We start from the raw sequence: 14,024 nt of genomic DNA, 5'->3' as shown, positions 1-14,024 counted from the left end.
GCGGGTCCCGGCACCTCGGCCTGGCCCGCGCGTTGGTCACCGAGATGCCCGCCACGCTGGGTGCGTTGACCGCCGGGGACATCACCGAGTGGACCGCGACGTTGCTGGTCCGGGCCACCGGGTGCCTGAGCGTGGAGCACCGCCAGGTCGTCGATGAGACCCTCGCACCGCGGTTGGCCGAAATGTCGGACCGGCAGGCCGAGGCCGCCGCTCGGGCCGCGGCCTACGCGTTGGACCCCGAAGTGTTCGTGGCGCAGGGCCGCAAAGCGCAGGCAGACCGGCGGGTCACGCTGCGCCCGGCACCGGACACCATGTCGATCCTGTCCGGGCTCCTGCCGGTGGCCGACGGGGTCGCCTGCCACGCCGCGTTGGACGCCGCGGCCAAAGCACAGCGCGCCCAGGGCGACCCGCGGACCCTGGACCAGCTACGCGCCGACATCCTGGTGCAACGCCTGACCGGCCTCGCCTCGGTGCAGGACGGGTATGAGGTGCAGATCCAGGTCGTGATGACCGACTCCGCCCTGTTCGACCAGGCCGCCGACCCCGCCCGGGTGCCCGGCTTCGGACCCATCCCCGCCCCCACCGCCCGGCACCTGGCCTTCACCGGCACCACCCGGACCAGCGAACACGACAACCACGACGCACCAGACCTCGACGCAGCAGCGGACAGCCCGAGCGGTCCAGACACCGAGCACAACCAGGACACCGAGCACAACCAGGACGAAGGGGCACAACCAGGACGAGGGGCCGCAGCAGGGCAGCAACCGGCCTCGGCGCACGGGGCGACGGTCCGCGTGGATCCGGCGACTGTTCCTGTCCCCCCTCGACGGGTCCGTGGCCGACCGCGACACCCACCGGCGCCGGTTCGACCCCGCCGTGCGCGAGCTACTGTTCGCCCGCGACCAACACTGCGCCACCCCCTGGTGCGACGCCCCGAGCCGGCACGCCGACCACATCGTGGCCCACACCGACGGCGGCCCCACCACGCCGGACAACGGGCAAGGACTGTGCGAACGCTGCAACTACGACAAGGACACCCCCGGCTTCAGCGCCGCCCCCGGCCGCGAACCCGACGGGCGGCGCGTCACCCGGCTCACCACCCCCACCGGCCACACCTACGAGCACCACCCACCCCCCAGCCCTGGACGGCGTCCCCGACCTGCACCGCCGCGACACCCCAGCCCGCACCGGCACCACCAGCCACACCGGCGCCAGCACCACCAGCCACACCAACCGCGACCACCCCGGACAAGCCCGCGCACCCGACACCGGCTGACCAAGACGGTGCGAGGCTCCCCTCACCCCTCCAGCACGTAGTGAATCCCCGCGAGGTGGGAGCGCCATCGAGTGACAGCGCCGGCCACGGACGCCGGATCGCGGTCGGAGTCCAGCGCCGCGCCGATCAGCTCGGCGAGCTCTGGCAGATGCTCCGTCCGGACTCCCAGGCGGACCAGCTCGGGGGTGCCGATCCGCAGCCCGTTGAGGTCACCCTCGACCGGGGTGTCGGGAAGGCCGATGCCGCAGGCCAGCAGGTTGGCCGCGCGCATCCGCCGCGCCGCCTGCTGCCCGCCGCCCCACCGCTGCGCCCGCACGGCGAACTGGTGGGAGCGGGTGGCCCCGTCGGCACCCTCGAAGACCGGCACCCCACGTGCCGCCAGCTCCTCGGCCAGCGCGCGGGCCGTGGCCACCATCGCGACGGCATACTCCCGGCCCACCGCCTGCCAGTCCACCATCGTCACCACGAGCGCTGCGGCCCGGCCGGCGTCGAAGTTGGCCGTCAGCCCCGGGTGGGCGATCAGGTCGACCCGCTGCGCGATCGTCGCGTCGTCGGTCACCAGCAGCCCGCCGGCCGGACCGCCCAGGCTCTTGTAGGTGCTCATCGTCATCAGGTGCGCCCCCTCGTGCAACGGGTTCGGCCAGGCAGCGCCTGCAATCAGCCCGCACACGTGTGCCGCGTCGAACAGGACCGTGGCCCCGACCTCGTCGGCGATCTCGCGCACGGCCGCGACGGGGTGGGGATAGAGGTTGAGGCTGGCGCCGAGCGTGATCAGCCGCGGACGCACCCGGTGGACCAGGACACGCAGCGCGTCGACGTCGACGGTGTAACCGTCCGAGACCACCGGCGCCGGCACCGTGCGGAGCCGGTACATGCCCGCCGACCCGGCGCCGTGGTGGGTGACGTGCCCGCCGATGGAGACCGGTGGCGCGATGATCGTGTCACCGGGCACACAGGTCGCCATAAAGGCGTAGAGGTTGGCGATCGCTCCCGAAGGGACGCGGATCTCGGCATACCTGGCCCCGAAGACGGCGGCCGACAGCTCGGCGGCGAGGACTTCGATCTGCTCGATGGCCTCCAGCCCTGTCTCGTACTTCTGGCCCGGGTAGCCCAGCGACGGGCGGGAGCCGAGCCCCGCCGACAGCATCGCCTCCGCGCGCGGGTTCATGACATTGGTGGCGGGGTTGAGGTTGACGCAGTCCCGGTCGTGGATGCGCCGGTTGTCCGCGACCAGTCGATCCAGCTCGGTCAGGTTCTCGGCTCCGGTGCGCCCGGTCGTCGCGGCAGCGACCGACTGCACAAGCTCCTCGCTGGGCACGGGCACCCAGGGTCGGTGGGCGAGGGCGGTCATGACGTGCTCCTTTCAGCGGGGGTCTCCAACTGGGCCTGCAGTTGCTCGATCAGTCGGTGGACCGCCGGGCGTCGTGTGGTGGTGCTGCGGTAGACCGCAATGAAGCGCCGGGTCGGCGCGGCCCCCCGCAACGGCACGACGTGCACCGAGTCCGGCAGGGGAGGCCGGCCGTGCCGGGGCAGCAGGCCCACGCACAGTCCCGCACCGACGAGGGCCACCTGGGAGGCGTACTCCTCGGCGCGGAAGTCCATCCGCGGGCGCTCGGTGTGCTCGCGGAGCATGGCCAGGATCCACCGGGTGCAGATGCCGCGAGACACGTCCGTCACCCAGACGTCGTCGACGACCTCAGAAAGATCGGCGCTGCCCGCCGCCCCGAGCCGGTGGCCTGCCGGCACGACCAGTTCGACGACGTCGTCGACCAGATAGACCGCCTCGACCCCCGCCCCGAAGGCTGCCTGGTCGTGCACCCAGTCGTGGACCAGGGCCACGTCCACCCGGCCGCCGACGACTGCCAAGTGGCCTGCGTCCGGCGACATCTCCCGAAGCCGCAGGCGCAGTCCCGGGGCCTGCGCAGCCAGCGCACCGAGCGCGGGGGAAGCCACGCCGCGGATGGCCGAGGGGAAGCAGGCCACGCGCAGCGTGCCGGTCAGCTCGTCCTCCAGCTCCTCCAGGCGGGCCTGGGTCGTCTCCCCCGTCGTCTGCATCGTCCGGGCCGCGTCGACGAGCACCAGCGCGGCATCGGTCAGCACCACACCCCGTCCGGCCGGCTCCAGCAGGGTACGGCCGACCTCGCGCTCCAGCTTGGCGATCTGCTGGCTGACCGCGGAGGGCGTATAGCCCAGTGACCGGGCAGCGGCCGCCACGGATCCCTCCTCGTGCACGGCATACAGGAAGGGCAGACGGGACCACTCGAACATGAAGCGATACTAACGTATATTGTTATCTTCTGTATGCTTGTGCTTACTACACGAAATTGTCACACTAGCCGTGGGTCGCCATGCGGAGGCCCCCGACCGGCGGCGGACCTGCCGGCGGACTGAAGGACACAAACATGTTCCTGCTCATCACCATGCTCCTCGCCGTGACCGTGGGCCTGGCCGTCGTCGGCCACCTCAGCGCCCCCGCCACCCAGCGCAAGGAATGGTCCAGCTGGACGATGCGCGACCTGCTGGCCACCGCCTACCGGGGCAACGACACGCTGGCCGAGGGCCCGCGCTACCAGTACGACCACATCGCCCGGACGGCCCCGACCTTCCGCTGAGGCCCGCTCGGCCCAGCGCCGAGCCACCGATGAAGCCGCACCCCCGGATGAAGCGGGGCCGTGCGGCTTCCGCGTCTGCGGCCGCGACCAGACCGCATCCAGGCTCGTGGCGCATGATGGGCCGATGAGCTGGGACCACGAGGGCATCCCCCGGCCCCCGGCGCGACGTCGGCGACGGCGGCGCGGGTCCGCCCTGGCCGGCGTGTTCAACACGCTGGTCGTCGCGGGGGTGGTGACCGCAGGGGTGGTCGCCTGGCACCCGGCATACGAGCTGGCCGACCTCACCGGCTTGATCGGGGTGGAGCAGGAGCGGCTGACTCCCGCCCCGGCGAGGCTGGCCGGTGAGGGGTCCTTCACCTTTGGGATGACGCAGCCGGGCAGCTCCGACCCGGTCGGCTACGACCCCTGCCAGGAGATCGAGATCGTGATCAACCCGGTCGGGGCGCCGCAGCGGTATGCCGAGCTGGTCGATACGGCCGTTGCTCGCACCTCGGCCGCCACGGGGTTGACCCTGCGGGTAGTCGGCGAGACCGACGACCGCAACTTCACCCGGCGCGGGCCGGGAGACCCGGTGCTGGTGGCCTGGGCCAACGAGGACGAGGCCCCTGAGCTGACCGGCGACATCGCCGGGATCGGGGGCAGCACGGCACTGCAGCGGATGGGCCACGCGAAGTACGTCTCCGGCATCGTCGTGATCGACCTGGACGTGCCGTTCTGGAACCGGGGCCACGCCTCGGCCCAGGTGATCATGGACCACGAGTTCGGGCACCTGGTCGGGCTGGGCCACGTCGCGGACCGCGGCGAGCTGATGAACGCCACCCCCACCCGCGACTCCTACGGCCCCGGTGACCTGGAGGGCCTGGCCGAGCTCGGCAACATCACCTGCGGCTGAGCCGCGCCCACTGCGGTATGTCGTGTCGCCGGCCCCCGTCGAGGCACTCGCTTGCGTCGGTCGCCCGTGCAGGTCGGCGGCCTACGGATGCGCCCGCTCTCCGCGGGCCGCGCGCTCGGCCGTCTGCGTGACCCGGGAAGTCCGGGTGGCCGGTCGCTTGTTGGTTTCACTCCACCAAGAGCCCTTGCGGCGCGGCGACACCCAGACCATGGAGCGGGTCCCGTCCAGGCTGCGCGACGTGCTGTCGATCCAGCCGTAGCACAGGGCCGCCCGGACGGCCTCGTGGATGCTCAGGTTGGGCACAGGCGCCGCCTTCTTGCGGATCACCAGCCACACCCCGCTCCCTCGGTCGTGGTGCTGCTCCAGCCAGTCCCGCCAGTCTGGACATCCTCGGGCTCGAAGCGCTCGCCGGTCTCCGACATCTGCCGATCATGCCCCGGCGAGGCTCCCCCGCGAAAGAGCGCGCCGTCCGGGGTCGGGATCGACAAGTGCGAGCCGGCGTCGTCACCTCCGGTGTGCCGTCAGAGGGTGATGCGGGCGCGGAACAGCCGGTGACCGGCGGTCGCGAAGTAGGTCGCCTGCAGTGTGCGCACATCGACCTGCTCGTCGGAGCTCCCACCACCGGAGTCGACAGTGGCCACACTATGTTTTACCCTCGCTTTACGTGATTGAGAGATTTGGCATACTTAGGTCTTACCCCAGGGGGAAGCTCATGAAGGTCCGCGTGCTGCTCGTCAGCCTGCTCGGCACCGTTTTGCTCCTTGCCGGTCTCGGCCCGGTCCACGCCACGCAGGCCGCTCGGCTCGCAGCACCCGCAGCGGTGCCATCGGCGGAGGGCGCAGGGCTGGGCCGCGACACTGCGGCTGCTTCGTGCTGGGAGATCAAGGCGCTGCGCCCGGACTCGGTCGACGGCACCTACTGGTTGCTGACCCCGGCGATGACCGGGCCGGCGCGCTTCTGGTGCGACATGACCACCGACGGCGGGGGGTGGGTGCGGATCGGCAGCGGCCGGGAGCAGTGGACCACGGCATACGAGGGCAAGGGTCGTCCGGACTATCTGTGGGGCGAGACGCCGACGCTGACCCGAGCCATCCAGCTTCCTGCCACCACGGTCGACGCCCTGATCGACGGTCACCGGGTCGACGACCTGAGCGACGGCGTGCGGGTGCGGCGTGCGGAGAACGTCGCCGGCACCGCGTGGCAGGATCTCCGGTTCACCTTCGCCGATCGGGACCGATGGGTGTGGACGATGGGCGCTGAGCACCGGGTCGACACCTGGAGCTTCGACGGCGCATCGGGCTCGGGTGGTCAGACCAGGAACTTCGGGTCCGACCAGGGCCTGCGCCGGGTCAACGCCACCACGCAGTCCGACCAGAGCTTCAACTGGGGATTCGCCTACGGCACCCAGGTGAGCGGCACCCCGGCGCCGAGTCCTACCTGTGGTCGGCCACAGCCGGACAGGGCAGTGCGCTGCCGTATGCCGAGGTCTACCTGTGCCCGCGGCTGCGCAGTGCAGACCTGGACTTCCCGGCGGTCCCCGACTCGGGGACCGCACCGATCGCGCTGCCCCAGGTGCCGGACTCCCGTGCGCTGCCCAACCCGTGGGGAGTCAGCGGCATCGCCGGCAGCACCTCGATCGAGGGCAACGTCGAGGTGCAGGCGTTCGAGCAGATCGGCAACGTGATGTATGTCGGGGGCAACTTCCGCGACGTCCAGCGCGACAGCTCGGGCACCGGGCGGGTGCGGCAGTCGTTCCTGGCCGCGTTCAACGCCACCACGGGTGAGTACCTGCCCGGCTTTGCACCGACCGTCAACGAGCAGGTCCGGGCACTGAAGGCGCTGCCGGGCGGCCAGCTCGCCGTCGGCGGAGACTTCACCACCGTCAACGGTCGACCGGTCGCGGGGCTGGTCTCGCTGAACCCGAGCACCGGAGCCACCACGCCAGGGTGGGGCACCAAGATGGAGAACAACATCGCGCCGGGGGTCGTGCGGGTGCGCGCGCTCGACGTGTCCGGGCAGCGGCTCTACCTGGGTGGCCTGTTCACCCACCTCAGCAGTGCGGACGGCACCGGGCGGACGTATGCGCGCAACGCCGGCCGGGTCGACGTCGCCACTGGCCGACCCGATGCGTGGAATCCGGAGTTCAACAGTGGGGTGTGGGGCCTGGACGCCAGTGACGACGGGAGCCGGGTCTACTACGCCGGCCACTTCGGCACCTCCCGCGACCAGGCCGCGCTGCGGGCCGCGGCCGTGCTGACCACGGCCGGTGCACCGTTGGACCCCACCGCGTGGAACCCCAACTGGAGCTCATCCAACACCAACTACCAACAGGCGATCGCCCAGGCCGGGGACCGGGTCTGGGCAGGTGGATCCGAGCACAGCCTGTTCGGGTTCTCCACCAGCACCTACGAGCGGGTCCGGGGCAACATCACCAAGCGCGGCGGTGACTTCCAGGCCATCGACACCGCGGGCCAGCAGCTGTTCGCCGGATGTCACTGCACCAACTTCGTCTACCAGGACGCCTACACCTGGAGCAACGTCGGCACCTCCTGGTCCCAGGCCGACGCGATCGGCTGGTTCGGACTGTGGGACACCGCCAGCGGGGCCTACCGGCCGCACTTCACCCCCGAGCTCAGCATGCGCCTGGGTCAGGGGATCCGGGCCCTCGAGGTCGCCGACGACGGGATCGTGTGGGCAGGCGGCGACATCACCACCGGCCGGACCACCGCCGGGGGCCGCTGGCTGGGTGGCTTCGCCCGATTCGCCCCGCTGGACTCCACCCCCCCGGCCGCGCCGACCAACCTGCACGTGACCTCCACATCCGACACGACAGTGGACCTGGCGTGGGACGCCGCCGCCGGGTCCCCCCGCGGTTATCAGATCCTGCGCGACGACCGCGTCGTGTCACGCACCAACGGTGGGCGCACCGCGACGGTCGACCGTGCCGGCGAGGGCCGGTTCTTCGTGCGGGCGGTAGACGCGCGGGGCAACGTCTCGGCCAGCACCCCGGTGCTGAAGGTCGAGCCTGCCGACGACGGTGTCGACCGGCTGTCCGGGACCGACCGCTTCGGCACCGCAGCCGTGATCGCCCAGTCCTACCCCGCCGGCCTGGACACCGTCTACGTCGCCAACGGCCTCAACTTCCCCGACGCCCTGGCCGGAGCCGCCCTGGACACCCTGAACCCCCAGCGCATCGTCGTCCTCGGCGGCACCTCCGCCGTCAACAACACCGTCAAGGACCAGCTGACCCGCTACATCCGCTGACGATCGCGGCTCAGTCCTCCCAGCCCCAGAGCTCCTGGGCCCAGCCGGGTCGGCGCGAGCCGAGGTAGGAGCCGACCACGGCCGCGCCGAGATCGTCGAGCTCAGGGGCGACCACACGCCCCTCGACCCGGGCGGCCATCTGGTCGACGAACCGGGCCAGTCCGCGGTCGTCCCCGAGGCGGAAGAAGGTGGTCTGCGCGCCGAGCCGGCCGCACTGGTCCAGCCCCCGGACGCTGCGAGCGATGGTCAACGGATGCGGCGGGTAGTCGAAGAACACCTCTCCGCCGGGCTCCAGGTGCGCCGTCGGCTCACCGTCGGTGACGATCAGCAGCACCGGCTGGGCGCTGGGATGCTTGCGGAAGTGCCGGGCCGCCAGCAGCAGACCGTGGTGCAGGTTGGTGCCCTTGTCCCACTGGGCGTCCAGCCCGGTGAGCTGCTCGATCTGCATCACCTCGGCATACCGGCCGAAGCCGATCACCTGGAGTGCGTCCCCGCGGAACCGGGTGCTGATGAGTTGGTGCAGGGCGAGAGCGGTGCGCTTCATCGGCACCCACCGGCCCTCCATGGCCATCGAGAAGGATGTGTCCACGAGCAGCGCCACCGCGGCCTGGGTGCGGGCCTCGGTCTCCTGCACCTCCACGTCGGCCACACTGAGCCGCACCGGTCCCCCACCTTCGGCCGCGGTGCGGGTCTGCGCGTTGAGCACGGTGCGGGTGACGTCCCACGGCTCGGTGTCGCCGAACTCCCACTCCCGGGTGGCGCCGCTGCGCTCCCCCGCCGCACCGGCCCGCCGCAGGTCACGCGCGCCCGCGCGCCCGGACATCCGCTGGGCGACGTCCTTGAGCAGCGACTTGCCGAGCTGCCGCATCGCCTTGGGCGACAGCTTGAGCTGACCGTCGGCGCCACGCTGCAACAGCCCGGAGTCACGCAGGGCGCGCTCCAGCTCGCTGAGCGTCCGGGCCTCCACGGCTGCGTCCGCTCCGAGCTGCCGGGTCAGCGCATCCAGGTCGACGTCGCCCATCTGCGCCCCGGCGTACTGCTGCGACAGCTGCTCGGCCAGGTCGTCCAGGTCGGCCAAGTCCTGCAGCGCCCCGGTGCCGTCGCCCAGGCCCAGACCCTGCTCCCCGTCAAAGCGCTCGGAGCCGCCCCAGTCCTCCCCGGGCCGCAGCGCGCGCAGGTGATCATCGAGCTGGGTCAGCGAGCTCATCAGGTCCGGGGAGCCGAACGCCTGCGCCGCCAGGGCGTCGAGCTCGTCGCGCTGCTCCTGGGTCATCGAGTTGCGCATCCGCTGCGCGGCGGCGGCCCGGGCGGCGAGGGCGTCGAGGAGCTCCTGGACGGTCTGCGGCTGCTCCGGGAAGAAGTCGCCGTGCTTGGCCATGAAGTCGGCGAACTGCTGGTCGGTGTCCTCGCCCAGCCGGTGCGCCTCGAGCAGGGCGTTGAGGTCCTGCAGCATCTCGTTGACCGCGGCCCGGTCGGCGTCGGTGGCACCCTCCAGGGCCTGCTTCATGCCGGCGAAGCGCTGGTCCAACACCTCCCGGCCGAGCAGGTCCTTGATCTGCTCGTAGTCGGCCCGGGCGTCGCTGCTGTGCCAGGGGTAGTCGCTCAGCTCGGAGACCGCCGCGGCCGTCGAACCCGGCAGAGCCTCGATCTGCATCTCGGCGAAGCGAGCGTCCTCGCCCATCTCGCGGGCCAGCTGCTTGCGCTCGCTGAGCACGGCACGGTCGAGCAGCTCGCGGATCTGGGCCATCGTGCCGTCGAGGTTATGGCGCTGCAGCAGCTCACGGCGCTTCTCGGCCACCCGGCGGGCCAGCTCGTCGAGCCCCTGTTGGTCCCGGCCGCCGCGGCGCAGAAACTCACGCATCGCCCGCTCCGGGGAGGCGCCGGCCATGACGTCGTCGCCGATGGCCGCCAAGGCCTCGGCCAGGTCGACGGGAGGCGCGAGCGGGTCCGGCCCGCCGGCATACCTGCCGTAGCGGGAGCGGTGTCGGTCGTCCCGGCGCATCGTGTGCTCCTCAGCCGTAGAGCTTCTCGCCGGTCTCGGTGGACTCCTTGGAGACCTTGCGGGCGAGGTAGAGGCCCTCCAGCGCGAGCTCGATGGCGCTGGCGCGCTCGCCGTCGTTGGTGGCGCCGAGCCGGTCCATCACCTGGTCGTAGACGTCGGACTCGCCGAGCACGGGCAGCCCCGCGAGCACGTCGAGGGCAGTGACCTGCTCGCCGGTGGTGACGCTCGACCCGCCCTCCAGCGCCTCGACCAGCAGACCCAGGTCGATGCCGCCCAGCCGGTGTCGCACGGTGTCGGCGGTGGCCCGGCGCAGCAGATGATCGAGGATCTCGCGCTCCCGGCCCTCCTCTCCGGACTCGAACTCGACCTTGCCGCCGAGGACGTCGACGGCCGGCTCCAGGTCGACCACGCGAGCGACGGCGTGCGGCTCGGCCTGGGTGGTCGCCCGGTGCAGGGCGGCGGCGGCCACGGTCTCGGCGCCGGCGATCGAGAATCGCGCAGACACCCCCGATCGCTGGTCGACGGCGCCGGACTCGCGCAGCGAGCGGGTGAAGCGGGCCAGGATCTCGACCAGGTGCTCGGGCACGGTCGCGACGAGGTCGGCCTCCTGGGCGATCACCGCGACCTCGTCCTCCAACACCACGGGGTAGTGCGTCCGGATCTCGGCGCCGAAGCGGTCCTTGAGCGGGGTGATGATGCGTCCCCGGTTGGTGTAGTCCTCCGGGTTGGCGCTGGCCACCACGAGCACGTCGAGATCGAGGCGCAGGATGTAGCCCCGGATCTGGATGTCGCGCTCCTCCATCACGTTGAGCATGGCGACCTGGATGCGCTCAGCCAGGTCGGGGAGCTCGTTGATGGCGACGATCCCGCGGTGTGAGCGAGGGATCAACCCGAAGTGGATGGTCTCCGGATCGCCCAGCGAACGGCCCTCGGCGACCTTCACCGGGTCGACGTCACCGATCAGGTCGGCCACGGAGGTGTCCGGGGTGGCCAGCTTCTCGGCATACCGCTGCGAGCGGTGTCGCCAGGTGACCGGGAGGTCGTCGCCGAGCTCACCGGCACGCCGGACCGAGGTCGGGGTGACGGGTGCGTAGGGGTGTTCGCCCAGCTCGGAGCCCGCGATGACCGGGGTCCACTCGTCGAGCAGCCCGACAAGGGTGCGCAGCAGCCTGGTCTTGCCCTGGCCGCGCTCGCCGAGCAGCACGATGTCGTGTCCGGCGAGCAGCGCCCGCTCCACCTGGGGGATGACGGTGTCCGCGAAGCCGTGCAAGCCGGGCCACGGGTCCTCCCCCGCGGCCAGCGCGGCGAGCAGGTTGGCTCGAATCTCCTGCTTGAGGCTGCCCAGTTCGTGCCCGGAGTCGCGCAGGCCGGCGAGCGTGGTGTCGGCGGGACGGTCGGTGGACTGCGCGGGGTGCGTCACTACTTCACGGTAACTCCGAAGGCTGACAGGCGTATGTCGCGGGCGTTTCCATTCGCCACCGGCCGTCGTCACCCGTCGCCGGTATGCCGATGCGCGCGGCGGCCGGCAGTGGCTACGGTGAGCGGTATGACGCGTGCGGACCAGACCACGCTGGGCGCCCCCGCCGGGCTGTGCGGCCAGTGCGTACATGCCCAGGTCAACCAGACCCGGCGCGGCCCGGCATACCTGCGTTGCTTGCGCGCCGCCTGGGACGAACGGATGACACGCTACCCCCGGCTCCCGATGGCCCGGTGTCCTGGCTTCGAGCCGGGTAGCTGATCCCGAGGCGTCACGCCGCGGGATCACCAGGCCCCCATCATCCCGAGGTCCCACTTTGAATCAGATCTTGTCAAGATTGGGTAATGTGATGGTAAATTACCTTCTGTGTCCGCCAATGTGGTTACCGTGAGCCGATCGCTGCTCGGCCGCGTCACGGTGAAGTGGTTCGATGATGAGGACGCCGCAGAGCGTGACGCCTGGGTGGCCAAGGCCACCGCCCGCGGCGCGGAGGTGCGTGGTGACCACACCCCGCAGGACTGCCTGGCCGCGACGTGCACCCAGACGCTTCTCGAGGACGGTGTCGACCTGAGCTGGCGGGCGACGCACCGTAGGGATCGCCGCCTGGGCCACTACCTGCCCGTGGCCTGAGGGCAACGGCGGGCGGTGCCGCGGCGCTACGCCCGGGGCCGCGCCCCTCGCGACACCTATCTGCAGATCATCGGCAGGCATAGACACGGTCCGTGGGCCGCACGAGATTCGGCAGGTCGAGTTCGATCGAGCGACTTGGAGGTCGCAGATGGTGTGACAACCGGAGCAACAACACCTACGCCAAGCTGTTGGAGTGTGTCCGTCTGGACGGCGTGCGAGAGCACCAAGCCGCGTCATCGACCCCCAGCGGGAAGGTCGCCGAGGAGTGCGGCCCGGCGACCCGCAGGCGGCCGATCTCCGTGGCCGCCTGCCGCGCCTGCGGCTCCTGCGCCTGTGGCCAGACCGCACGGACGTCGCCCTCGGCAGACAGCAGCGCCGAGCGAGGCGGTGAGCCGCTCCTGACCGGAGCGGGCCAGCAACCCCCAGTAGGCCCGCGCGATCTTCAGGAACGGGGTCGGCGAGGGCACCGTGAGCAACGGAAGTCCACGCTCCCGGCAGATCCGGGTCAGCCCGTCGGGCAGGTCGTCCAGGACCGGCCCCGGGCTCAGGGCGAGGGCCGCCACCCCAGCTTCGCCACGTATGCGGTGACGTCGGGAGCGGGGGGCCGCAACGCCATACCGGTGGTCAGCAGCAGCTCGCCACCCTCCAGGAACGGAGTCGGGTCGGTGAGCTCGCTGACGTGCACCGCCGTGACCGGCACAGAAGCGGGCGCACTTCCCGGCACGGGCACCAGGTCGGCGCCCAGGGCCGCGCAGAGCTCGGTCAGGTCGGGCACCGGGCCTCCTTCGGTTGTACATATCATCTCACCTCTGCCCGACTACCGCCGAATGGTACGAGGACGGGGGGTTCCTCGGGGCTTAGCCTGGTGGGACCCCCTTGTCGACCTCTTCTCAGGAGCCTGATGACCGACGTCGATCTCGACCTTCCGGCGCTGGAGCAGCGCCGGCTGCTGCGCACGCAGGTGCCCGGCCCCCGGTCCCGCGAGCTGCAGAGCCGGCGCGACACCGCGGTGCCACCGGGGATGGGGACGGTGCTGCCGATATGGGTGGAGCGCGCCGACGGCGGCATCGTCCGCGACGTCGACGGCAACCAGCTCATCGACCTCGGCTCGGGCATCGCGGTCACCAGTGTCGGTGCCAGCGCGCCGCAGGTGGTCAGCCGCGTGCAGGAGCAGGCCGAGCGGTTCACGCACACCTGCTTCATGGTGACCGAGTACGACAGCTACCTCGAGGTCGCCGAACGCCTCAACGCGCTCACGCCGGGCACCCACCCCAAGCGCACCGCCCTTTTCACGACCGGATCGGAGGCGATTGAGAACGCCGTCAAGATCGCCCGCTACGCCACCGGTCGCAGCGAGGTGGTGGTCTTCGACCACGCCTACCACGGCCGCACCATGCTCACCATGGCGATGACCGCGAAGGACATGCCCTACAAGCACGGCTTCGGTCCGTTCCCCGACCACGTGCACCGGGCCCCGTACGCCTACCCGTTGCGGTGGCCGACCGGCCCGGAGCACTGTGCGCAGGAGGCGCTGGCCGCCCTGGAGGAGTTGCTCGCCACGATTGGCCCCGACACGGTCGCCGCCGTCGTCGTGGAGCCGGTGCAGGGTGAGGGCGGCTTCGTCGTGCCCGACCTGGTGTGCTCGGCCAAGGCGCTCGGTGGCGGGCTGCCGCTGTCCGCCGTCACCGGCCGGACCGAGCTGATGGACGCGGTGCACCCCGGCGGCATCGGCGGCACATATGCCGGCAACCCGCTGGCCTGCGCCGCAGCCCTGGGCGTGCTGGACATGCTCGAGGACGGTGAGCTGTTGGGCGCCGCCCGGCGGATCGAGCAGAGCGTCCGCGATGTGCTGGAGCCCCTGGCGCAGGAGG

The 14,024-nt window shown here is 71.4% G+C and carries 16 protein-coding genes; 8 read left to right on the top strand and 8 right to left on the bottom strand.

All coding sequences use genetic code 11. The features are described 5' to 3' along the window. Nucleotides 1–425: 425 nt before the first annotated feature. The gene (locus ACR2FV_RS06155) at nucleotides 426–638 is read right to left on the bottom strand and encodes a hypothetical protein (RefSeq protein WP_434014815.1); all 213 of its coding nucleotides are present in this window, start codon (nucleotides 636–638) and stop codon (nucleotides 426–428) included. Between the two features lie 196 nt (nucleotides 639–834). On the opposite strand from ACR2FV_RS06155, the gene ACR2FV_RS06150 reads away from it, so the two are divergent. Continuing rightward, complete coding sequence (locus ACR2FV_RS06150; protein ID WP_434014814.1) at nucleotides 835–1,317, top strand: HNH endonuclease; 483 nt, start codon at nucleotides 835–837, stop codon at nucleotides 1,315–1,317. Here the strand turns inward: ACR2FV_RS06150 and glyA are convergent. Together glyA and ACR2FV_RS06140 are read right to left on the bottom strand one after the other, a co-directional pair. Next, the gene (glyA, locus tag ACR2FV_RS06145; protein WP_434014813.1) at nucleotides 1,299–2,627 is read right to left on the bottom strand and encodes a serine hydroxymethyltransferase; all 1,329 of its coding nucleotides are present in this window, start codon (nucleotides 2,625–2,627) and stop codon (nucleotides 1,299–1,301) included. The genes ACR2FV_RS06150 and glyA overlap by 19 nt on opposite strands. Then, the gene (locus ACR2FV_RS06140) at nucleotides 2,624–3,544 is read right to left on the bottom strand and encodes a LysR family transcriptional regulator (RefSeq protein ID WP_434014812.1); all 921 of its coding nucleotides are present in this window, start codon (nucleotides 3,542–3,544) and stop codon (nucleotides 2,624–2,626) included. The genes glyA and ACR2FV_RS06140 overlap by 4 nt, the downstream gene beginning before the upstream one ends. A gap of 134 nt (nucleotides 3,545–3,678) precedes the next feature. Between ACR2FV_RS06140 and ACR2FV_RS06135 the strand changes: the two genes are divergently transcribed. Together ACR2FV_RS06135 and ACR2FV_RS06130 are read left to right on the top strand one after the other, a co-directional pair. Further along, nucleotides 3,679–3,888, top strand: coding sequence for a hypothetical protein (locus ACR2FV_RS06135; protein ID WP_434014811.1), 210 nt, complete (start codon nucleotides 3,679–3,681; stop codon nucleotides 3,886–3,888). Between the two features lie 124 nt (nucleotides 3,889–4,012). Continuing rightward, a complete protein-coding gene (locus ACR2FV_RS06130) occupies nucleotides 4,013–4,780 on the top strand; it encodes a hypothetical protein (RefSeq protein WP_434014810.1) in 768 nt (255 codons plus the stop codon). Between the two features lie 81 nt (nucleotides 4,781–4,861). Here the strand turns inward: ACR2FV_RS06130 and ACR2FV_RS06125 are convergent, their stop codons facing one another. After that, the gene (locus tag ACR2FV_RS06125; RefSeq protein WP_434014809.1) at nucleotides 4,862–5,107 is read right to left on the bottom strand and encodes a hypothetical protein; all 246 of its coding nucleotides are present in this window, start codon (nucleotides 5,105–5,107) and stop codon (nucleotides 4,862–4,864) included. 397 nt (nucleotides 5,108–5,504) lie between these two features. Between ACR2FV_RS06125 and ACR2FV_RS06120 the strand changes: the two genes are divergently transcribed. After that, nucleotides 5,505–6,464, top strand: coding sequence for a fibrinogen-like YCDxxxxGGGW domain-containing protein (locus ACR2FV_RS06120; protein ID WP_434014808.1), 960 nt, complete (start codon nucleotides 5,505–5,507; stop codon nucleotides 6,462–6,464). Then, a complete protein-coding gene (locus ACR2FV_RS06115) occupies nucleotides 6,353–8,044 on the top strand; it encodes a cell wall-binding repeat-containing protein (protein WP_434014807.1) in 1,692 nt (563 codons plus the stop codon). Before ACR2FV_RS06120 ends, ACR2FV_RS06115 begins: the two co-directional genes overlap by 112 nt. Before the next feature lie 10 nt (nucleotides 8,045–8,054). Here the strand turns inward: ACR2FV_RS06115 and ACR2FV_RS06110 are convergent, their stop codons facing one another. Then, nucleotides 8,055–10,046, bottom strand: a complete 1,992-nt coding sequence (locus ACR2FV_RS06110) for a vWA domain-containing protein (RefSeq protein ID WP_434014806.1) — start codon at nucleotides 10,044–10,046, stop codon at nucleotides 8,055–8,057. A gap of 10 nt (nucleotides 10,047–10,056) precedes the next feature. Continuing rightward, nucleotides 10,057–11,466, bottom strand: a complete 1,410-nt coding sequence (locus tag ACR2FV_RS06105) for a magnesium chelatase (protein ID WP_434014805.1) — start codon at nucleotides 11,464–11,466, stop codon at nucleotides 10,057–10,059. A 126-nt stretch (nucleotides 11,467–11,592) separates the two neighbouring features. Here ACR2FV_RS06105 and ACR2FV_RS06100 point away from each other — a divergent pair, with 126 nt between their 5' ends. Together ACR2FV_RS06100 and ACR2FV_RS06095 are read left to right on the top strand one after the other, a co-directional pair. Continuing rightward, on the top strand, nucleotides 11,593–11,784 hold the full coding sequence (locus ACR2FV_RS06100; protein ID WP_434014804.1) for a hypothetical protein: 192 nt from the start codon (nucleotides 11,593–11,595) through the stop codon (nucleotides 11,782–11,784). 126 nt (nucleotides 11,785–11,910) lie between these two features. Next, nucleotides 11,911–12,153 carry a hypothetical protein gene (locus ACR2FV_RS06095; protein ID WP_434014803.1) on the top strand — a complete coding sequence of 81 codons (243 nt, stop codon included), beginning with the start codon at nucleotides 11,911–11,913 and terminating at the stop codon, nucleotides 12,151–12,153. 233 nt (nucleotides 12,154–12,386) lie between these two features. On the opposite strand, the gene ACR2FV_RS06090 is transcribed toward ACR2FV_RS06095, so the two are convergent. Both ACR2FV_RS06090 and ACR2FV_RS06085 read right to left on the bottom strand, forming a co-directional pair. Beyond that, entirely contained in the window at nucleotides 12,387–12,716 is a 330-nt protein-coding gene (locus ACR2FV_RS06090) for a hypothetical protein (RefSeq protein WP_434014802.1), read from the bottom strand. Further along, nucleotides 12,698–12,928, bottom strand: coding sequence for a PucR family transcriptional regulator ligand-binding domain-containing protein (locus ACR2FV_RS06085; protein ID WP_434014801.1), 231 nt, complete (start codon nucleotides 12,926–12,928; stop codon nucleotides 12,698–12,700). Before ACR2FV_RS06085 ends, ACR2FV_RS06090 begins: the two co-directional genes overlap by 19 nt. Before the next feature lie 126 nt (nucleotides 12,929–13,054). Here ACR2FV_RS06085 and ACR2FV_RS06080 point away from each other — a divergent pair. Next, the coding region (locus ACR2FV_RS06080; RefSeq protein WP_434014800.1) for an aminotransferase class III-fold pyridoxal phosphate-dependent enzyme at nucleotides 13,055–14,024 on the top strand (970 nt) is incomplete at its 3' end.

The sequence above is a fragment of the Ornithinimicrobium sp. genome (genome assembly GCF_051004135.1).
GTDB lineage: Bacteria > Actinomycetota > Actinomycetes > Actinomycetales > Dermatophilaceae > Ornithinicoccus.
The sequence above is the reverse complement of the archived record's forward strand: the minus strand, read 5'-3'. Positions and strand labels throughout refer to the sequence as shown.

What these genes read in the sequence shown, in the direction of transcription:
- ACR2FV_RS06140 (WP_434014812.1), bottom strand. Translation starts at nt 3,544, where the DNA reads ATGTTCGAGTGGTCCCGTCTGCCCTTCCTGTATGCCGTGCACGAGGAG.
- ACR2FV_RS06135 (WP_434014811.1), top strand. Translation starts at nt 3,679, where the DNA reads ATGTTCCTGCTCATCACCATGCTCCTCGCCGTGACCGTGGGCCTGGCC.
- glyA (WP_434014813.1), bottom strand. Translation starts at nt 2,627, where the DNA reads ATGACCGCCCTCGCCCACCGACCCTGGGTGCCCGTGCCCAGCGAGGAG.
- ACR2FV_RS06110 (WP_434014806.1), bottom strand. Translation starts at nt 10,046, where the DNA reads ATGCGCCGGGACGACCGACACCGCTCCCGCTACGGCAGGTATGCCGGC.
- ACR2FV_RS06130 (WP_434014810.1), top strand. Translation starts at nt 4,013, where the DNA reads ATGAGCTGGGACCACGAGGGCATCCCCCGGCCCCCGGCGCGACGTCGG.
- ACR2FV_RS06100 (WP_434014804.1), top strand. Translation starts at nt 11,593, where the DNA reads ATGACGCGTGCGGACCAGACCACGCTGGGCGCCCCCGCCGGGCTGTGC.